Raw genomic sequence first — 18,528 nt, forward strand, 5'->3', positions numbered from 1 at the left:
ACGTGGTTTGAAGAGATTTTCGAAGAGTATAAAATGATTTTACTGCTTATATTATACCATATGGAAAGAGATTAAAAAACTAGCAGAAGAGTTCCTGCTAGTTTCTTTCATTTCAAGTTATTCCTTATCATCTGGTTTTGCGAGCCACTGGGCTACATCCATCAGCTTGTCAGCAAGCAGTACTTTCCCGAAACCTACTAGAGCATTGTCATCTCTTTTCATGTTCTTCAGGACTTTGATGCTTTGCATCACAAAAAAGTAATTCCCGTAAGTCTTGGTCAGAATTTTAATGAATCCCATATTACTCTCCTTCGATGATTTCGACCTCTTTTCGGATAGTATCAACGTCTCTTTGATATTGCACTTCATTGTAGTTGACTAGCTTGGACAATTCCTGTTGCAATCTTTCTCCCATCGGTTTCATGGTCGCAAAGGTTAAGCCACCAGAAATGACTCCACCTAGGATAGGAATCACTTTCCCCATCCCTTTAGCTAGGCCTCCTTTTGTCAGATTGACACCAAAAATTTTCAAAACTTTTTCTAAAATTGGATACCAAAGAGTTTTTGTCAAGGCTTTCTTGTTCACTACTTTTATGACTTGCTTGGCTACTGTCACACCGCCTGATCGAAGCAGGGCACCTGCGCCATTTACTCCCAGCATCACACCGAGATACAGTAGGAGTGTGTTTTTAGCTTCCTCGCTTAACTCATTGCGCGATGCCCAGAGATCATCAAATCCGTAAATATACCCTAGTTCCTGAGCTAGCTTTAACGAGAAAGCGTAAAACTGGGCTACATCTGTCGGAATAGTAATCGCCATGACAAGGCCTCCAGGTAAACCTGCCAAAACCGAAGTTCCACTGGCTAACAGGACATTGTCCTTAATACAGGCCTTTGCCACTCGGTCCAAGCTTTCCTGAGGTAACAAAGAAGTTGGCCCTTGTTCTAATAAGGTTGCAATATCCTTGCGATCTAATTCCTTGGAAAACTTTTCTACTAAAAATTTCTCTCGATCAACTTTGACTACGGGTAGTTTCACCACTTGTTGTAGTACTTGCATAGCTATATCTTGTTTAGCCATATATCTCTCCGTTTTTCATTTATATCAAGCTTTATCATATCATACTATTTGAAATTTACAAATTTTTTAAACTGCGTTTTACAAGGGCAATATATCGATGATTAGCAAACAAACTACTCCGACAAGAAAAAAGAGGGGAATCCCCTCTTTCTTATACTCAATGAAAATCAAAGAGCAAACTAGGAAGCTAGCCGCAGGCTGTACTTGAGTACGGAAAGGCGACGCTGACATGGTTTGAATTTGATTTTCGAAGAGTATTAGTTCTTATCCAGATTGCGTAGCATTGCGTCAATCTTGTTTCCATATTCGATGGATTCGTCTTTGACGAAGGTCAAATCTGGGATTTTGTACAATTTCAAATTGCGACCAAGTTCACGTTTGATGGTACCAGTTGCTTTTTCAAGCCCGATTTGAGCTTTTTGATTATCTGAAGCAAGGTTACTCAAAATGGTGTAGTAAACCTTGGCAACAGACAAGTCACCTAGCATCTGAACATCTGTGATGGTCACACCTTGAACACGGGGATCACGGACTTTCTTTTGCAAAATCTCATTGACTTCACGCTTGATTTCCATGCCTACACGATCCGTACGGAAATGATTTGCCATGATATTCCTTTCTCTACTTTGAACCAAAAGCTAGGCCAGCAGACCTAGCTATTTCTGTTAGATAGAGGAACTAGAGCCATTTGAATCTAGGAAACAAGCCTTTGATAGAACTAAAGTTCATCAAGGCGCTGTTGACAACGAGTCAAATGAGCTATCGTTTCTCTATTATCGTTTGATTTCTTCCATGACATAGGCCTCAATCACATCATCAGTCTTGATATCATTGTAGCCATCAATCATCAATCCACCTTCACGACCGTTTGTAACTTCTTTGACGTCGTCTTTGTAGTGTTTCAAGCTGGCGAGTTCGCCATCATAGATTACGACACCGTCACGGATAACACGGACTTTAGAATCACGGGTAACCTTACCGTTGATAACCATGAATCCACCGATGGTTCCCACTTTAGATACCTTGAAGGTTTCACGGATAACTGCTTCACCGATAACTTTTTCTTCAAATTCTGGGTCAAGCATCCCTTTCATAGCTTCTTCCATCTCTTCGATAACCTTGTAAATAATGCTGTGGAGACGGATTTCTACATCGTCAGCTTCCGCTTGTTGACGAGCTTGTGGTGTAGGGCGTACGTTGAAACCAACGATAAAGGCATTTGAAGCTTCGGCAAGAGTCACGTCAGACTCATTGATGGCACCGACCGCTGAGTGAACGATGGTAACTTTGACACCTTCTACGTCAATCTTTTGAAGTGAGGCAGAAAGGGCTTCAACAGAACCTTGTACGTCGGCCTTGATGATGACATTAACTGACTTGAGCTCACCAGCTTTAAGTGTATCAAAGAGGTTTTCAAGGCTGACACGTTGGGTAGCTTGACGTTGTTTCATGAGGGCACGTTTCGCACGCTCTTCACCGGCTGCACGCGCAGATTTTTCATCTTCGTAAACGGCAAAGTGGTCACCTGCCATTGGCGCTTCGTTCAGACCTGTGATAGAAACTGGTGTTGATGGTCCAGCCACCTTGACACGACGACCAAGGTCATTGGTCATAGCACGGACACGACCGAAGGTATTTCCGACAACGATTGGATCTTGGACATTCAAGGTACCTTGTTGAACAAGAAGGGTTGCGACCGCACCTTTTCCTTTATCCAAACGAGCTTCGATAACCGTACCGATCGCACGAACTGTTGGGTCTGCTTTGAGTTCTTGGATTTCAGCCACAAGAAGGACTGTTTCCAACAATTCTTCGATATTTTGGTTGAATTTAGCTGAGATTTCAACAAATTCAGAATCTCCACCCCAAGCTGTTGACATAACACCATGCTCTGCCAATTCACCGATAACACGTTCTGGGTTGGCACCTGGTTTATCAATCTTGTTGATAGCTACGATGATTGGAACGTTGGCCGCTTTTGAGTGGTTGATGGCTTCGATAGTCTGAGGCATAACCCCGTCGTCGGCCGCTACAACCAAGATAGTAATATCGGTAACAGATGCACCACGCGCACGCATAGAAGTAAAGGCCGCGTGTCCTGGTGTATCAAGGAAGGTAATCTTCTTGCCATTTTCCACGATTTGGTAAGCACCGATATGCTGAGTGATACCACCTGCTTCACCTGTCGCTACACGAGAGTTACGAAGGGTATCTAAGAGGGTTGTCTTACCATGGTCAACATGTCCCATGATGGTTACAACTGGTGGACGCTCAACCAATTCATCTTCATTGAGATAGCCATCTTCGACAAAGAAACGTTCGATGTCAGCATTATCCACTTCAACCTTTTGTTTGGCTTCGATACCGTAATCCACCATGAGGAGTTCGATGGTTTCTCCATCCAAGGATTGGTTTTGTGTGGCCATGACACCCATCATAAAGAGTTTCTTAACGATTTCTGCTGGTTCACGTTTGATACGTTTTGCGATTTCCGCAACAGTCATACCATCTGTATACTCAAATTCTGTTGGCAATTCGTGGAACTTACGCTCTGTAACAGGTTTTGGAGTCTGGTTACGGTTGTTTTGCTTGTTGCCTTTTTTATTTTTCTTGTTGTTATTCCAGTTACTATTTCTTTGATTTCTCACTTGATTCTGACTACTTCGATTCTTTTGTTGTTTTCTAGGACCATCTTCTTCGTGATCATAATCGTCACGTTCTTTGTCTGGTCGAGCTTGTTTTTTACGACGTGTATCCACTGGCGCTTCTTTCGCTACAGGAGCTACTGTTACTGCTGGCTGCGTTTGTTCAGCTAGCTTAGCAGCTTCTTCAAAGATTTCCTCTGGTTCCTTGCGTTTATTAGCTTGAGCCAAGGCTTCTTTGGCAGCTTGCGATTGTTTGAAGCGCTCCTCGCTTGAGCGTGCGTACTCTGCATTTTGCTCTGCTTTCAGGGCTGCTGCACGGGCTTTAAAGTCAACACGTGGTCCAGCTTGTTTTGGCTGGAAGTCTTGTTGCTGACGGCGATCATTGCCACGATTCCCTTGACCTTGTGGTTTTTTCCCTTGGTCGTTAAATCGGCGATTGTCGCGGTTCCCTTGACCAGGTTTGCCACCATTACGGCCGTCGTTTTTCTGACGGTTGCCGTTTTGTTGTTGGTCACGGTTGTTGCCCTTGTTTTGTTTGCGTCGCTCTGCCTGCTCTTTGGCACGCGCCTCACGCTCCGCCTTGAAGTTTCGACTTTGTGGTCTTGCGGCCACTACTTTTTCTTCTTTAGGAGCTGCAGGTGTAGCTGATTTACTTTCTTCCTTAGCGGCTACTGGTTTAGCTGATACAGGCTTTTCTGCTTTCTTTTCTACACTTGCTTTTGGTGCTGCAGGTTTTGCTTCTGCCTTAGGAGCAGGTGCAGGTTTAAAGCTAGCTGCGATTTGTTCAGCAGCAACTGCTTCTACGCTCGATGAGTGGCTTTTCACATCCAAGCCCAACTCTTTTGCACGCGCTACAACTTCTTTACTTTCTTTTCCAAGTTCTTTTGCGATTTCGTACAATCTTTTCTTAGACAAATCATGTCCTCCTCTTCTATTCCATAAGAGACCTCATTTTCTTTGTAAATCCAGCATCTGTCACAGCCAAAACCTTTCTCGATTTTCCGACTGCTATGCTTAATTCCAGTGTTGAAAACACGGTTATAACTTCTACTTGATAATAGTCACTTTTATCTTGAATCTTCTTGGTCAGATTGGGACCAGCATCATTGGCTAGAAAGACTAGCTTGGCTTTCTGGTCTTGGATAGCCTTGACCACCAATTCCTCACCCGATATGATCCGGCCTGCTCGTTGAGCAAGTCCCAAGAGATTGCTTATCTTTTGCTTATTCAAGTCCTAACTCTCTTCTTTTCACTTTGTGATCCACATAAGCGATCAACTCGTCATAAAAGCTTTCTTCCACTTCCATGTTAAAGCTGCGGTTAAAGACTTTCTTCTTTTTTGCCTCTAGGGCTTCTGCATTGTCTAGCTTGATATAAGCGCCTCGACCATTGGCCTTGCCTGTCGGATCGATAAAGACTTGCCCTTCTTTGTTCTTGACAATGCGGAGCAGATCACGCTTATCAATCACTTCATTGGATACAACAGACTTGCGCAAAGGGATTTTTCTTGTTTTCATCTTTCCCTCCTCTAGCAGCTTTTATTCTTCGATCAATTCGTCCGCAGCTGCGTAATCCACTTGACCTGCTTCTTCCATAGCTTCAAATTCGCTGGCAGACTTGATATCGATACGGTAACCCGTCAAGTGAGCCGCCAAGCGAACGTTTTGTCCACGACGACCGATAGCAAGAGAAAGCTTGTTATCAGGCACAACGACTAAGGCACGTTTGCTGTCATTTTCATCAAAGATAACTTGGTCAACCTCTGCAGGTGCGATAGCATTGTAGATAAACTCAGCTGGATCTGCTACCCACTCGATAACGTCGATGTTTTCTTCGACAGGAATCATACGATCACTCTTGGCATCGTAACGAGCTGGGTGGAATTTGCTGGTGATTTTCTTGATATTGGCACCACCACGTCCAACGATTGTCCCGATAGCGTCCACGTTTGGATTGTGGCTACGAACGGCAACTTTCGTACGGTCACCAGCTTCGCGGGCTACGCTCATGATTTCAACAGTTCCATCGTAAACTTCTGGAATTTCTTGCTCCATCAAGCGTTTGATCATTTCAGGATGACTACGGCTAACAAAGACGTTGACACCACGAGGGTTATCTTCAACCTTGTAAACGTAGACTTCAATACGGTCGTGGGAAGCAAAGACTTCTCCAGGGATTTGGTCTTGTTTTGACAATTGGGCTTCGATGCTGCCAAGGTTGACATAGATAAAGCGGTTGTCAAAACGTTCTACTGTACCAGACATGATTTCTTGTTCATGTTCTTTATAAGTATTATAAGTGATGGCACGTGTTTGCTTGCGCATTTTTTCCATGATGGTTTGTTTGGCAGATTGGGCTGCTACACGACCAAACTCAGCAGGTGCTTCTTCAAATTTGATTTTGTCACCAAGCTCATAGGCTGAATTAATGGCAAGGGCATCTTTCAAGCTGATTTCCAAACGGCTATCAAATACTTCATCAACAACTTCACGGACAGTATAAACTGTAAAGTCACCTGTTTTTTCGTTGAAGTCAATAGCTACGCTATCAGATTGACCATAGCGTCTGCGATAAGCGGAACGAAGCGACTCTACTACTGCGTCGATGATGTCTTCTTTTTTGATTCCCTTGTCTTCTTCCAAAATGCGGAAGGCCTCTAGCATTTCTTTACTCATGTTCTTTTTACTTTTGAATCCTCAAAAGCTATCCTTTCTTTTCTATAGTTTTACTGCTAAACGTGCTTTTGATACTAAACTGTATGGAATTTGGACGGTTTTCTTACGTGTCTTGTCCATATATTCCATGGTCAACTCATCCTCTTCAAAGGATACCAAAGTTCCTTCAAAGACTTTTTGTTTATCGATGGCTTGGTAGAGCCCGACATGGATGTATTTCCCAACTGCTCCAGCGACAGCATCCTTGGTTTTCAAAGGACGTTCCAAGCCTGGACTGGTGATTTCTAGGAAATATTGTTCTGGGAAGGGATCTGGCTTGATAGTGTCTAGGACAGGACTGATGATTTCTGTCAGGTCTGCCGTGTCGTTCAAGGTAATTCCTTCGGGTTTATCTACAAAAATACTGAGAATCATGTCACTGCCAATCTTTCCATACTCGATATCCACGAGCTCGAAAGGCGCTTGGATGACAGGTTCTACAACTTCTCTGACTAATTCTACGATTGTTGCGATTGTGTCCACCTCCTCATAAGCAAGAGGCGAAGATATTTCCCCGCCTCTCTTTCTCATATTCTTACTATCAGTATAGCACGTTTGTCAATTTATGTAAAGTATTAGCACTCAAACAGCTGGTTTTCAAGCTATTTCTTAAAATTCTGCCTCAACTCGGTAGATCACTTGACCTTTGCTGGAGAATTTTTGCTCATATTCTGTCATGACATTGCCTTCAAAATCACTGGCATGCAAGTCTAGCCAAACACCATTGAGTTTCATCCCATACTGAGAAAAGCTCACTAGACTATACTCAAATAAGCCACGATTGTCTGTCTTGAAATGGATTTCCCCATTCTCAGGCAAGATGCGCTTGAAGGTATCCAAGAAACTCTTGTAAGTCAAACGACGTTTTTCATGGCGTTTTTTAGGCCAGGGATCAGAAAAGTTTAGGTAGAGACGATCAATCTCACCGTCTTCAAAGTAGTCAGTCAAATCTGAACCATCTACCCACAGCAATTTGATATTTGGCACTCCAACTTCTAATACCTTATCCAAGGCATAACTCAATACCGACTTTTGGATATCAATCCCGATGTAGTTGATGTCAGGATTTTGCTTGGCCATTCCTGATACGAAGGCCCCTTTCCCACTTCCAACCTCTACATGAATAGGATGATCATTTCCAAACAAGTCTCGCCATTTCCCTTTAGCTTCCAAGGGATTGAGGACCACATACTGAGGATTGGCCTCTAGTAATTCTGTCGCCCCTTTACGATTTCTAACTCTCATCTCTTCTTTCCATACTTGTCACGGAAGACGCGCAAGGCGTAAATCTCCCGGTTTACATTGTCTAAATCTTGATTTTCACAGTATTTGGCAATCTGGTTCAAGTAAGAATACTGACCATACCAATACAATTTATCTAACACTGTCTGATTGTACTTATAGCCGTAGTCTCTCAACCATTGGCGCCACTGATGATCCGGAATGTAGTGGCATAGCAAATGCGCTACATCAAACATACGATCCGTCAGACGAACCGAATCCCAATCCACTAGATAAACGAGTCCACTCTCTGTCTCAATCCAATTACTATGACGAAGATCTCCATGCACAATCGTTGCATGGTCTTCCCTAAAACCTGGAACCGTCTTACCTAGCTCAGCAATCACACTGTTCAAATAGTGGTTCTGCTTCAAGATTTCTGGAACTCCTTGCTGCCAAGAACGCAACAAATCAACTGGCGTTTCCATGGTATATCCCAAACGGCTCAACTGCTTCATCAAGGGACGCGAGCGGTGAAGGCGGTTCAAGATATTAATAATCTGCTTGCGATTCATATCGTAAGGGGTCAAGATTTTGCCCGTCAGCCATTCCTGAGCACACATATCACGGCCATCTGACAAACGACGAGTCCATAGTAATTGAGGAGCGATTTGTTCTCTGGCTAGGCCAGGTAGGATTGGAGAGGTGTTCATTTTTACAAAGACGCGCTTCCCATCAGGGTAGCTTCCCATATAAGCTTTGCCGCTCTTCCCAGGGATAGGGGTCAGCGTTAGCTCATTATCACCCAAGTCCATTTCTTTCCTCCGTATAAAGTTTCCTTACTATTCTACTAGTTTTTGGTCTATTCGTCAACCAATCTTTTTAGTTGGTAAGGCAAATAAAACAATTGTAGGAAGAGACTAGCCCCTACAAGAGCCAACAAGGCTATTTTTTCTTGAAAAACCACTGCTCCGACCAGCAATTCTAACAAAAGAACTGCACTTCCCACACCGACTACAATCTGTTTCAACCCTTTCTCTTTCTCCCCTTTTTCTAACGGAAAGAGCTGGGTCAAGTATTGGTAATCAAAGGCATGATAGAGGGCCAGTAACTGAAAGAGCAAGAGGTAATTAAATAGAACCACCACTGCCGTCGCTATCCAAGCTTGCTCGATAAAAATCACAGCTAACAAGGATAGGAAGAGGAGGCGGAGACTGAGGGCAAAGAGATCTCCATTTCGCAAGTAAGAACGGAGATAGAGGTTTTGCCAAATCTTGCTCGGCACTTTCTGAACTGTTCTAAGGATGAAATCCAGATAAGCGCGACGTTTGACACTATTTGAAACGCCCTTGACCTGAGTAAAGAGAGCAAAGAAACGAAGCAAAACTTGCTTGCGTTTGCTTTCTTGGGCAATCACATAGTCCCAGTCGAGACCAGTCTCAGTAAAAAATTTACTGGCTTTTTGACGAAAGAGGAGATATTTCCCAGTTCCCAATAAAAGCACATAGATGAGAAAGACTGGCAAGCCATAACCCATGGCTAAAAATAAGGGCGCAAATAAAAGCAAGAAAAGGGTTTGGACAAAGAGCCAAAAGACCAGTGAGCGCACTGTCTGCCCTTTGAGGTGAGACTTAACCTCCTCTTCACTGACTAAGAGAAAGAGCTTGTCAGGTCCTTCCATGTAGGTCGCGATTCCTCCCCAAGCCAAAAGCAAGGCAGATACAATCCCCAAAAACAAGAGGATAGGCCAGTGGTTTTCAGGAAAATCTTGCAAGAGTTGACTATACTGGTAAGCTAGAAAACCGATAAGAACTAGCAGGAACAAGACAAAGTGGTCATTGAGAACATAGCGCAGATAACCGACACACTCCTTACGAAAAGCCTGCTTTCTCTTTAAAAACAAGTCTTTCATAGCTCCTCCTCTTTGGTCAGAGCCAAGTAAATATCATTCAAACTCGCTTCAGGCATGCTAAAGGTCTCGCGCAGTTGCTGGAGGTTCCCCTGAGCCCTCACCTCCCCCTTGTGGAGAATAACAAAGGCGTCACACATCTTCTCCGCCGAGTCCAGCACGTGGGTACTCATGAGGATAGACTTACCTTTTTGCTTTTCTACTTCCAAAAGCTGAATCAAGTCGGCAATCGCCAAGGGATCGAGACCAAGAAAAGGCTCATCCACGATAAAGAGGCTAGGATCCACGACAAAGGCACAGATAATCATGACCTTCTGCTTCATCCCTTTGGAGAAATGCACAGGAAACCAGTCTAATTTTTGGTCCAGGCGGAACATTTTTAACAAAGGTTCCACACGATCAAAAGCCACTTTTTGCTCAATACCATAGGCCATGGCAACCGTCTCGATATGCTCTCTGAGGGTCAATTCCTCATACAAGCTAGGCGTCTCTGGGATGAAACCAATCTGCTTGCGGTAGTTGGTCGCATCTTCTCGCAAGGTCAAACCATTAATCTTAATTTCCCCACTGTAAGGCGTCAAAAGACCGATAATCTCATTGATAGTCGTTGATTTCCCAGCACCGTTGAGACCAATCAAACCAACCAACTGCCCACTTTCAACGGTAAAGGACACATCTTTCAAGACAGGGACATGAACATAGCCTCCTGTCAGGTTTTTAATTTCTAACATATTTTCTCCGAATCTGGTATAATGTAGCTATATTATATCAAAATTCAATACAGTAGAGGTGGATTTTATGTCAGATTGCATTTTTTGTAAGATTATCGCAGGGGAGATTCCTGCTTCAAAAGTATACGAAGATGAGCAGGTTCTTGCCTTTCTTGATATCTCTCAAGTAACGCCTGGACACACCCTCATTGTACCAAAAGAGCACTACCGCAATCTTTTGGAGATGGATGCCCCAAGTGCTAGCCAACTCTTTGCCCAAGTGCCGCTGGTAGCTCAAAAAGTCATGAAGGCTACCAAGGCTGCCGGAATGAACATCATCGCCAACTGTGAGGAAGTTGCTGGTCAAACGGTCTTTCATACTCACGTGCATCTCGTACCTCGCTACGGTGCAGAAGATGACCTCAAGATTGACTTTATCGCCCACGAACCTGACTTTGACAAACTTGCCCAAGTCGCTGAAACCATTAGAAATGCCTAAGGAGATGCCATGAAACTATCAAATCTACTGCTATTCGCAGGAGCTGCAGCTGGAAGTTATTTTGTCGTGAAAAATCGCCAAGCCATTCAGGATGAAGTGCTAGATACAACTGACCGCGTCCAAGCTATCAAGGATGATTTGGATATCATCCAAAACAGCCTACAAATCATCGACCAACAAAAAGCCCTTATCAAGGAATACCAAAAAGATTTAACCTATAAATTTAAAGTCTTGGAAAAAGATTTCCAAACTAGACTAGCTGTGATAAAAGAAACACAGGAGCTTGAGGATAAGTAAAAAAGAGCCCGATGGCTCTTTTTACTTTATTCTCCTTCAAAGGCATCTTTTATATGGTCAAAGAAGCCTTTTTTCTTTGGATTGACTTTCAAGTCACCTGCAGCTGCGAATTCTTTAAGCGCAGCTTTTTGGCGGTCGTTCAAACCTGTCGGAGTCACGACATTGACAGTAACATATTGGTCACCAACGGCACCGCCACGAAGGCTCGGTGCTCCCTTGCCACGTAGACGGAATTTCTTGCCAGTCTGAGTTCCTTCTGGGATAACCAATTCAACATCTCCATGAACAGTTGGAATTTCCACAGTATCTCCAAGAGTTGCTTGGACAATATTGAGATTTAACTTGTAGAAAATAGTTGTTCCTTCACGTTCAAATTTATCACTGGCTTCAACAGAAACCACCACGTACAAGTCCCCGTAAGGTCCACCGTTAAAGCCTGCTTCACCTTGACCAGCGAGGCGGATTTGTTGGCCTGTTTCCACACCAGCAGGGATTTTTACATGTACGCTATGAGCTTGTTTTTCATGCCCTGTTCCGTGACAAGTTGTACATGGATCTTTGATTTCTTTTCCGCGACCATGACAGACATCACAGGTTACTTGGCGACGCATCATACCAAGAGGAGTCTGCGTATCGACGTTAATGACACCAGCACCATGACAGCGTCCACAAGTGACTGGACTTGTCCCTGGCTTAGCACCAGAGCCATTACATGTACGACAGCTGGCTTCACGATTGTATTTAACTTCTTTTTCCGTTCCGAAGATAGCTTCTTCAAAGGTTAAGTTCACACGATACTGGAGGTCATCCCCTTGACGAGGAGCGTTTGGATTGCGTGAAGCTCCTCCTCCTCCGAAAAAACTTGAGAAGATATCTTCAAAACCACCGAAGCCACCTGCTCCGTCAAAGCCACCAAAACCACCAGCACCACCAAAGCCACCGTTGGCACCCGCAGCACCATACTGGTCGTAGGCTGCACGTTTTTGGTCGTCACTCAAAGTCTCATAGGCTTCTTGAACTTCCTTGTATTTTTCCTCAGCGCCAGGCTCCTTGTTGATATCTGGGTGATATTTTTTCGAAAGCTTACGATAAGCCTTTTTGATCTCGTCTGCCGAAGCGTTTTTCGACACCCCCAGACGATCATAAAATTCAGTATTGTTCATACAAGATACCAAGACCGTAAAATTCGACTGAAAAATAGGAAATCTGACGCTGGAGCGATGCTCCTAGACAGATTTCTCTTTTTTCCGAGAATTTAGGTCGGGTTCAATTCCTTTCTTTTATATTGATGAGACAAAACCCAAACAAATCAGGTTCCATCCCTTTTTACCGAAAAACAGAGGCTGGGTTGCAACCTCTGGATTTCTTCCTATCATTACGACATTCAAAAGCAAAGTCGATTATACTTTTTTTGAACGAGTAAGGCTTTTAGCAAGTCGCCATAGCGATTGCCGTAGAATGACAATCATTTTAATGATTCCTCATTCTTAACGCCCTCGCTCTTCTGATTTTAAAGCTCGGGATAAAATAGTCCACTGGACTATTTTATTTCTCCGTAAACTCTCCGTCTACGACGTCATCTCCTGCGTTTCCTGTTGCTTGTGCGCCTTCTGCTCCTGCTTGAGCTTGTTGGGCTGCAGCGGCTTGTTCGTAGAGTTTAACAGCAAGTCCTTGAGCTTTTTCGTTCAATGCTTCAAGTTTCGCTTTCATTTCGTCCAAGTTATTGTCTTCTTGAGCTTTTTTAAGGTCATCAAGGGCAGCTTGGGCAGCATCACGTTCTGCGTCGAAGCCTTTGCCTTCAGTTTCCTTGATTGTCTTTTCAGTCGCAAAGATAGCTTGGTCTACTTCGTTACGAAGGTCTACTTCTTCTTTACGTTTCTTATCTGCTTCAGCGTTAGCTTCAGCATCTTTCATCATGCGGTCGATTTCTTCGTCTGTCAAACCTGAGTTAGATTGGATCACAATAGTTTGTTCTTTTTGAGTTCCAAGATCTTTAGCCTTAACAGACACGATACCGTTCTTGTCGATATCAAATGTTACTTCGATTTGAGGAATTCCACGAGGTGCAGCTGGGATATCAGTCAATTGGAAGCGTCCAAGAGTCTTGTTATCAGCTGCCATTGGGCGTTCACCTTGAAGAACGTGGATATCAACGGCTGGTTGGTTGTCTGCTGCAGTTGAGAAGACTTGTGATTTAGATGTTGGGATAGTAGTGTTGCGATCGATAAGTTTTGTGAAGACGCCACCCATTGTTTCGATACCAAGTGACAATGGTGTCACATCAAGAAGGACAACGTCTTTAACATCACCAGTGATCACACCACCTTGGATGGCAGCACCCATAGCAACCACTTCATCAGGGTTTACTGATTTGTTTGGTTCTTTACCAGTTTCAGCTTTCACAGCTTCTACAACGGCTGGGATACGAGTTGAACCACCAACAAGGATAACTTCGTCGATTTCTGACAAGCTCAAACCTGCATCTGAAAGGGCTTGACGAACTGGAACTTTTGTACGTTCTACAAGGTCACGAGTCAAATCATCAAATTTCGCACGAGTCAAAGTCATTTCCAAGTGAAGAGGTCCAGCCTCACCTGCAGTGATGAATGGCAAGCTGATTTGTGTTGAAGTTACACCAGAAAGGTCTTTCTTAGCTTTTTCAGCCGCATCTTTCAAACGTTGCATTGCCATCTTGTCAGTAGACAAGTCAATACCGTTTTCTTTCTTGAATTCTGCTACTAAGTGATCGATAATTTTTTGGTCAAAGTCGTCACCACCGAGTTTGTTGTCCCCTGCAGTTGACAATACATCGAAGACACCGTCACCCAATTCAAGGATAGATACGTCAAATGTACCACCACCAAGGTCGAATACCAAGATTTTTTCTTCTTTGTCAGTCTTGTCCAAACCGTAAGCAAGAGCTGCTGCAGTTGGTTCGTTGACGATACGTTCTACTTCAAGACCAGCGATTTTACCAGCGTCTTTAGTTGCTTGACGTTGAGCATCGTTGAAGTAAGCTGGAACTGTGATAACTGCTTTGGTTACTTTTTCACCAAGGTACTCTTCAGCGTAACCTTTCAAGTATTGAAGAATCATAGCTGAGATTTCTTGTGGAGTGTATTCTTTTCCATTTGCAGAAACTTTTTCAGAAGTTCCCATCTTAGATTTGATAGAGATAACAGTATCTGGGTTTGTTACTGCTTGACGTTTTGCAGCATCACCAACGATGATTTCTCCGTTTTTGAATGATACTACAGATGGAGTTGTACGGTTACCTTCTGGGTTTGCGATGATTTTGCTTTCAGTTCCTTCAAGAACTGCAACTGCTGAGTTTGTTGTACCTAAGTCAATACCAATAATTTTAGACATGTGTTTTTCTCCTTAAATTTTATATTCTTTCTTTTTGATACTCTTCTTAGGTGGCGGCGCCGTCAGAGCTTGACTCGTCAATCTCTTTGACTAAACTTTGAGCCTAAGGTCTCAAAGTTTGCGCAAATAACGCCACGGCGAAGAGTATCGTCTTTTGTTCGCTTCGCTCACTATTGCAAAGCTGAACTACTTTTTTATCTTTCTTCATAGTTTATTGTCGTTTCGGACAAGTTTCCTATTATGTTACGACACGAGGAGTCGAAATCGATATTATTTCGACGACGAGTTAGTAAGGAGGCTAGGCAGACGCCATAGCGATTGCCGTTTTCTGACGAGTTGCTTTAGCTACCGTCAGAATTGCCTAGTTATATACTACTACCATGGCTGGGCGTAGGATGCGGTCATGGAGTTTGTAGCCTTTTTGGAAGACTTGGGCGATGGTATCTGCTGGGTGTTCATCGTCTGCTGGGAGAGTTTGGATGGCCATATGGTAGTTATGGTCAAATTCACCGTCAGCTGCGATTTCTTCGATTCCTTCTTCTTTCAAAGCGTGAATTAAGCTCTCTTGCACCATCTCCAATCCTTTTTTGACATCGTCTGTCAAACCTTCAACGGCTAGTGCACGTTCTAAGTTGTCGAGCGATGGTAAGATTGCTTTTGCCAGGTCTTGGCTACGATAACGTTGCAAGTTTTGACGCTCTTCGTTGGCACGGCGTTGGATATTTTGCATTTCTGCATGAGCGCGAAGGTATTTGTTTTCGAACTCATCCGCACGTTCATTTGCCAAGTCCAACTCAGACTTCTCAGGAGTTGTTTCTTCAGTTGTTTCCACAACTTCCTCTTCTTTCATTTCTTCGTTTTTTTTATCTTGGGCCATTTTCGCCTCCTTTATTGATTTCAAAATTAATTTACTTCGTAATGATTGCTGCTGAGGTAGCGATAAAAATCTGTCAACTTCATCGTCAAAACACGATTGACCACATTGACTTGGTTGACCAATTGCTGGTAATCCAGGTTGACTGGACCGATAATCGCTAGAATTCCAAAACCTCGATAAGGAATGAGGAATTTACTGCTAATCACTGCTAGGTTAGCTAGACAGGATTCCTGACTGTCCGCAACACGAACATTTTGCATCTGATCTTCATGCAGACCCTCACGAATCTCCAAAGCCACCTTTTGCGGTTGGTCAAAGAACTGATAGGCCGCTAGATTGGCAAAATTCAAGAGATTGACCTTGCCCGATACCACAATGTTTTCGTTGAACATTTCTTTAAAAATGTGTTCAAAGAGATCCATGACATTGTCCGTTGTTGTGAAGTAACGCTGGATAATCTGCGGAATCTCCGTCCGAATCTTGTAGTGAATATCTAGAACCGTGTGACCGAGGAAACGTTCTTGAATCAAGGTCTTGAGGCGATTTAAATCTTCCTGCAAGAAGTTCCTTGGAATCAGAAATTGACTGGTAACCGTTCGGGACTCGTCTAGGGTAAATACTGCCAAGGCTGTATGTTGCCCCAAAACAACGATATCAAAGGCTGTCAACCGTTGCCTGCTCGGCTCAACATCCAGTGCTACTACCGTACAGCCGCTCAGGTCTGTCAGTAGATTAGCAGCCTCTTGCAGGATATCCTCCAATTTGAAGAATTCCTGATCAAAGGCTTTGACAATCTCGTATACCTCATTTTCAGCCAGTCTGTCAAAAGCAAGCGAGTGTTTCACATAGTACTGAAATCCCGCGACACTTGGCATCCGACCGCTTGAGGTATGAGCCTTCTCAAGCAAACCCTGCTTCTCTAGAGCTGCCATGTCATTACGAATGGTAGCACTACTAGAATTGATAGACTCTTGTAGCGCCTTGGATCCGACAGGTTCGTGCGTTTTGGTAAAGATGTCAATGATCAGATTTAAAATATCCTGCTGACGCTCTGTAACCATCTCATCACTCCTCTCTGTCCGATCGATTAGCACTCTATGTACCCAAGTGCTAACTCATGATTCTATTATACACCCTTAGAAGAGAATGTCAAGATAAAAACTCAAAAAATTAGCACTCTTTTACCAAGAGTGCTAAAAATCAGTCTGAAGACCTAGAACCTTGCTACTCATCTACCTGGTATTTCCTTTTAAGTCTGAAAAAACCATAGATTAGATAAGAAATTAAGCAAGTGTATAAAAAGAAAATAATAAAGAAAGACTGAGACAAGTTTTCTCGATACAAACTCATGCAAACAACAAGACCACCTGAAAAAGTGGCTATACAGGAACGAAGTCTAGACCGCATAACTTCCCATCTGAGACCCTTACTCATATAGACTTTCTCCTCTGAAAGTATATCAGAAGTTGGTTTACGAAGAATTGAACAAAAACCTGTTTCTATCAATTCCCAACCGCTATTTCTAAAATCTTGCAGTTCATGCTTATACTTTTTAAGAAATCTAGAATCATAGATACGGTAGATGACATCGTCAGGTTGGCATTGGCAAAAATAGAAAAAACCAAAACGACTCGTTCTATATCTCCAGCCTTTCAAGTGCATCTCACGCAAATACTCTTCTTCCTTGTCCAAATCAACAATGGTAAAAATCCGAAATTGCTTTTTATTGATCATGACTTCCCCTCCAATTTTGAGCATACCTAGCCTATCATAAATCTGATAATTCCTTCTTTTTATGCCATAACTTCCAGCTAATATAGGCAACTATTAACAAAAGGATTAAAGACCAGAAAACATCTAGCCCGACCGCAAGAAAACTCCATAGACCATACGCATTACTTCTATTGAGCAATTTAAGTAAGAATGGTATATGTATGGCTAGCAAAAGTAAAACAGGTACTAATCGCAGTCTTAAAATGCGATTAACCATAGCTAACTTCCCAGTAGCATCGTTATAAATTTCAAACTCTGAATCCGATTCAATTTCAGAATGTGCTTTTCTAAAATAGGAAAAACTATTAAAGTCTGTAATATGCTCCCAACCACAATCTTTAAATAGTTGTAAATAGGAGGATCTCTCTGATTTTTCCATCGGGTAAAAATCCAACTGATAAGACACCTGCTCAGGCTGACACTTTTCAAAGGTATACTTGACTACAAACAATAAGATAGAATAGCTTACTTTCCTAAGTTTCCAGCCCTCAGCATGCATTTCTCTAAAGTATAGAGCCTCACTCTCATAATCCGCAATTGTAAAAATTCGGTAAACAATTTTCTTTTCCATCATCCTTCCTCCCGACTATTTCTGTAGAGCCGTTCAATACGTTTCAATTCAATATCTAAAACTTTTCGTCCCAAGTCTGTGATCTGATAGATTTTACGTTTTTCCTCTTCTCGGACAAAGGAAATCAAGCCATCCTTTTCCATCTTTGACAAGGTCCCATACATAGTTCCAGGACTAATCGAAACTTGCGAATCTGTCATTTCCTTGACCTTTTGTGTGATACCATATCCATGGTTCTCCTTCTGTAAACAAAACAAGATATAAAAACCTGTTTCAGTCATGGGAAGGTAAACACGCCTGATCTTATCTGTTAATTCCATTTAATCACACCTCCTATTTAGTTTGATATATCGCACCTCGTTATATAAACTATATCACATCTCGATATAAAATGCAAGAAAAAGAGAGAACGATTTCTCGTTCTCTCTTCTTATACTACGAAATTAAGCAGTTAATCTCTCATTTACTAAGAGTGACTTAGTCTTTCTTGCGAAGGACAAAAACTGCTAGGCTTGCAAAGGCAAGACCGATGATTGAAAGAAGACCAGATACTGCAGAGCCTGTGTTTGGTAACAAGGCCTTAGTTTGACTACTTCCTTCTTCTGGTTGGCTATTATTTCCAGAATTTTTATTTGGTGCCGGGGTAAATTCCCAAGTACCGACGAAGTGGGCATCCGCTCCATTGATGGTTTCTGATGCTTTGTCATAGGACTTAAAGCTCCATGTGCCTTCTGCAGTCTTAACCTCTGTTTGACTTGGTTGCGTTGGTGTTGCTTGACTTCCATCTTTCAAGTTTGTTTGGTCTGCCGGAAGCAAGGTTTTCACTTCTTGCGGAAGTTCTTTTCCTGGCGTTCCGCTGACA

Annotated in this window: 22 protein-coding genes; 2 read left to right on the forward strand and 20 right to left on the reverse strand. The window is 42.9% G+C overall.

The window, feature by feature from the left end:
* Positions 1-117: 117 nt before the first annotated feature.
* The 12 genes from HMPREF3057_RS04050 to HMPREF3057_RS04105 all read right to left on the reverse strand — a co-directional run bounded on the left by HMPREF3057_RS04050 (position 118) and on the right by HMPREF3057_RS04105 (position 10,301).
* Positions 118-300: a hypothetical protein gene (locus HMPREF3057_RS04050; RefSeq protein WP_049479740.1), complete on the reverse strand. Its 183-nt coding sequence runs from the start codon at positions 298-300 to the stop codon at positions 118-120.
* A 1-nt stretch (position 301) separates the two neighbouring features.
* Positions 302-1,081 carry a hypothetical protein gene (locus HMPREF3057_RS04055; RefSeq protein WP_001118422.1) on the reverse strand — a complete coding sequence of 260 codons (780 nt, stop codon included), beginning with the start codon at positions 1,079-1,081 and terminating at the stop codon, positions 302-304.
* 257 nt (positions 1,082-1,338) lie between these two features.
* A complete protein-coding gene (rbfA, locus tag HMPREF3057_RS04060) occupies positions 1,339-1,689 on the reverse strand; it encodes a 30S ribosome-binding factor RbfA (RefSeq protein WP_001273599.1) in 351 nt (116 codons plus the stop codon).
* 165 nt (positions 1,690-1,854) lie between these two features.
* On the reverse strand, positions 1,855-4,641 hold the full coding sequence (gene infB, locus HMPREF3057_RS04065; protein ID WP_049520668.1) for a translation initiation factor IF-2: 2,787 nt from the start codon (positions 4,639-4,641) through the stop codon (positions 1,855-1,857).
* A 16-nt stretch (positions 4,642-4,657) separates the two neighbouring features.
* Positions 4,658-4,957 (reverse strand): YlxQ-related RNA-binding protein, encoded by a 300-nt coding sequence (locus HMPREF3057_RS04070; protein ID WP_049485014.1) that lies wholly within the window; start codon positions 4,955-4,957, stop codon positions 4,658-4,660.
* Positions 4,950-5,243: an RNase P modulator RnpM gene (gene rnpM, locus HMPREF3057_RS04075; protein ID WP_000857560.1), complete on the reverse strand. Its 294-nt coding sequence runs from the start codon at positions 5,241-5,243 to the stop codon at positions 4,950-4,952. The genes HMPREF3057_RS04070 and rnpM overlap by 8 nt, the downstream gene beginning before the upstream one ends.
* A 21-nt stretch (positions 5,244-5,264) precedes the next feature.
* Positions 5,265-6,401 carry a transcription termination factor NusA gene (gene nusA, locus HMPREF3057_RS04080; RefSeq protein ID WP_000032277.1) on the reverse strand — a complete coding sequence of 379 codons (1,137 nt, stop codon included), beginning with the start codon at positions 6,399-6,401 and terminating at the stop codon, positions 5,265-5,267.
* 42 nt (positions 6,402-6,443) lie between these two features.
* Positions 6,444-6,923 (reverse strand): ribosome maturation factor RimP, encoded by a 480-nt coding sequence (rimP, locus tag HMPREF3057_RS04085; RefSeq protein ID WP_038804490.1) that lies wholly within the window; start codon positions 6,921-6,923, stop codon positions 6,444-6,446.
* A gap of 126 nt (positions 6,924-7,049) precedes the next feature.
* Positions 7,050-7,685 (reverse strand): tRNA (guanosine(46)-N7)-methyltransferase TrmB, encoded by a 636-nt coding sequence (gene trmB, locus HMPREF3057_RS04090; protein WP_001266088.1) that lies wholly within the window; start codon positions 7,683-7,685, stop codon positions 7,050-7,052.
* Positions 7,682-8,476 carry a cell cycle regulator CcrZ gene (gene ccrZ, locus HMPREF3057_RS04095; RefSeq protein WP_070696496.1) on the reverse strand — a complete coding sequence of 265 codons (795 nt, stop codon included), beginning with the start codon at positions 8,474-8,476 and terminating at the stop codon, positions 7,682-7,684. Before ccrZ ends, trmB begins: the two co-directional genes overlap by 4 nt.
* A 47-nt stretch (positions 8,477-8,523) precedes the next feature.
* Positions 8,524-9,573 carry an ABC transporter permease gene (locus tag HMPREF3057_RS04100; protein WP_070696499.1) on the reverse strand — a complete coding sequence of 350 codons (1,050 nt, stop codon included), beginning with the start codon at positions 9,571-9,573 and terminating at the stop codon, positions 8,524-8,526.
* On the reverse strand, positions 9,570-10,301 hold the full coding sequence (locus HMPREF3057_RS04105; RefSeq protein WP_070696503.1) for an ABC transporter ATP-binding protein: 732 nt from the start codon (positions 10,299-10,301) through the stop codon (positions 9,570-9,572). The genes HMPREF3057_RS04100 and HMPREF3057_RS04105 overlap by 4 nt, the downstream gene beginning before the upstream one ends.
* Positions 10,302-10,368: 67 nt before the next feature.
* Between HMPREF3057_RS04105 and HMPREF3057_RS04110 the strand changes: the two genes are divergently transcribed.
* Positions 10,369-10,779: an HIT family protein gene (locus tag HMPREF3057_RS04110; RefSeq protein ID WP_070696506.1), complete on the forward strand. Its 411-nt coding sequence runs from the start codon at positions 10,369-10,371 to the stop codon at positions 10,777-10,779.
* Between the two features lie 9 nt (positions 10,780-10,788).
* The gene (locus HMPREF3057_RS04115; RefSeq protein WP_000777744.1) at positions 10,789-11,076 is read left to right on the forward strand and encodes a hypothetical protein; all 288 of its coding nucleotides are present in this window, start codon (positions 10,789-10,791) and stop codon (positions 11,074-11,076) included.
* 26 nt (positions 11,077-11,102) lie between these two features.
* Here the strand turns inward: HMPREF3057_RS04115 and dnaJ are convergent, their stop codons facing one another.
* From dnaJ to HMPREF3057_RS04155, 8 genes are all read right to left on the reverse strand, one after another.
* Positions 11,103-12,239, reverse strand: coding sequence for a molecular chaperone DnaJ (gene dnaJ / locus HMPREF3057_RS04120; RefSeq protein WP_001066315.1), 1,137 nt, complete (start codon positions 12,237-12,239; stop codon positions 11,103-11,105).
* 382 nt (positions 12,240-12,621) lie between these two features.
* Positions 12,622-14,445: a molecular chaperone DnaK gene (gene dnaK / locus HMPREF3057_RS04125; protein WP_000034683.1), complete on the reverse strand. Its 1,824-nt coding sequence runs from the start codon at positions 14,443-14,445 to the stop codon at positions 12,622-12,624.
* Between the two features lie 361 nt (positions 14,446-14,806).
* Positions 14,807-15,322: a nucleotide exchange factor GrpE gene (grpE, locus tag HMPREF3057_RS04130; RefSeq protein ID WP_000046057.1), complete on the reverse strand. Its 516-nt coding sequence runs from the start codon at positions 15,320-15,322 to the stop codon at positions 14,807-14,809.
* 26 nt (positions 15,323-15,348) lie between these two features.
* Entirely contained in the window at positions 15,349-16,383 is a 1,035-nt protein-coding gene (gene hrcA / locus HMPREF3057_RS04135; protein WP_000255746.1) for a heat-inducible transcriptional repressor HrcA, read from the reverse strand.
* Between the two features lie 163 nt (positions 16,384-16,546).
* Positions 16,547-17,056 carry a DUF2812 domain-containing protein gene (locus HMPREF3057_RS04140; RefSeq protein WP_008277505.1) on the reverse strand — a complete coding sequence of 170 codons (510 nt, stop codon included), beginning with the start codon at positions 17,054-17,056 and terminating at the stop codon, positions 16,547-16,549.
* Positions 17,057-17,090: 34 nt separating this feature from the next.
* Positions 17,091-17,666: a DUF2812 domain-containing protein gene (locus HMPREF3057_RS04145; protein WP_070696509.1), complete on the reverse strand. Its 576-nt coding sequence runs from the start codon at positions 17,664-17,666 to the stop codon at positions 17,091-17,093.
* Positions 17,666-17,986 (reverse strand): PadR family transcriptional regulator, encoded by a 321-nt coding sequence (locus HMPREF3057_RS04150; protein ID WP_000423979.1) that lies wholly within the window; start codon positions 17,984-17,986, stop codon positions 17,666-17,668. The genes HMPREF3057_RS04145 and HMPREF3057_RS04150 overlap by 1 nt, the downstream gene beginning before the upstream one ends.
* A gap of 157 nt (positions 17,987-18,143) precedes the next feature.
* Positions 18,144-18,528 (reverse strand): SHIRT domain-containing protein (locus HMPREF3057_RS04155; protein WP_257370855.1); only part of this gene is annotated, 385 nt, incomplete at its 5' end.

Origin of the sequence: Streptococcus sp. HMSC072D05 (genome assembly GCF_001815805.1) — a bacterium.
GTDB lineage: Bacteria > Bacillota > Bacilli > Lactobacillales > Streptococcaceae > Streptococcus.

Excerpts from the sequence above, each read along its gene's own strand:
- grpE (WP_000046057.1), bottom strand. The coding sequence starts at position 15,322 with ATGGCCCAAGATAAAAAAAACGAAGAAATGAAAGAAGAGGAAGTTGTG.
- HMPREF3057_RS04105 (WP_070696503.1), bottom strand. The coding sequence starts at position 10,301 with ATGTTAGAAATTAAAAACCTGACAGGAGGCTATGTTCATGTCCCTGTC.
- rbfA (WP_001273599.1), bottom strand. The coding sequence starts at position 1,689 with ATGGCAAATCATTTCCGTACGGATCGTGTAGGCATGGAAATCAAGCGT.
- rnpM (WP_000857560.1), bottom strand. The coding sequence starts at position 5,243 with ATGAAAACAAGAAAAATCCCTTTGCGCAAGTCTGTTGTATCCAATGAA.
- HMPREF3057_RS04055 (WP_001118422.1), bottom strand. The coding sequence starts at position 1,081 with ATGGCTAAACAAGATATAGCTATGCAAGTACTACAACAAGTGGTGAAA.
- HMPREF3057_RS04110 (WP_070696506.1), top strand. The coding sequence starts at position 10,369 with ATGTCAGATTGCATTTTTTGTAAGATTATCGCAGGGGAGATTCCTGCT.
- HMPREF3057_RS04140 (WP_008277505.1), bottom strand. The coding sequence starts at position 17,056 with ATGATCAATAAAAAGCAATTTCGGATTTTTACCATTGTTGATTTGGAC.
- HMPREF3057_RS04145 (WP_070696509.1), bottom strand. The coding sequence starts at position 17,666 with ATGGAAAAGAAAATTGTTTACCGAATTTTTACAATTGCGGATTATGAG.
- HMPREF3057_RS04100 (WP_070696499.1), bottom strand. The coding sequence starts at position 9,573 with ATGAAAGACTTGTTTTTAAAGAGAAAGCAGGCTTTTCGTAAGGAGTGT.
- HMPREF3057_RS04150 (WP_000423979.1), bottom strand. The coding sequence starts at position 17,986 with ATGGAATTAACAGATAAGATCAGGCGTGTTTACCTTCCCATGACTGAA.
- HMPREF3057_RS04115 (WP_000777744.1), top strand. The coding sequence starts at position 10,789 with ATGAAACTATCAAATCTACTGCTATTCGCAGGAGCTGCAGCTGGAAGT.
- HMPREF3057_RS04050 (WP_049479740.1), bottom strand. The coding sequence starts at position 300 with ATGGGATTCATTAAAATTCTGACCAAGACTTACGGGAATTACTTTTTT.
- dnaK (WP_000034683.1), bottom strand. The coding sequence starts at position 14,445 with ATGTCTAAAATTATTGGTATTGACTTAGGTACAACAAACTCAGCAGTT.
- ccrZ (WP_070696496.1), bottom strand. The coding sequence starts at position 8,476 with ATGGACTTGGGTGATAATGAGCTAACGCTGACCCCTATCCCTGGGAAG.
- trmB (WP_001266088.1), bottom strand. The coding sequence starts at position 7,685 with ATGAGAGTTAGAAATCGTAAAGGGGCGACAGAATTACTAGAGGCCAAT.
- dnaJ (WP_001066315.1), bottom strand. The coding sequence starts at position 12,239 with ATGAACAATACTGAATTTTATGATCGTCTGGGGGTGTCGAAAAACGCT.
- nusA (WP_000032277.1), bottom strand. The coding sequence starts at position 6,401 with ATGAGTAAAGAAATGCTAGAGGCCTTCCGCATTTTGGAAGAAGACAAG.
- hrcA (WP_000255746.1), bottom strand. The coding sequence starts at position 16,383 with ATGGTTACAGAGCGTCAGCAGGATATTTTAAATCTGATCATTGACATC.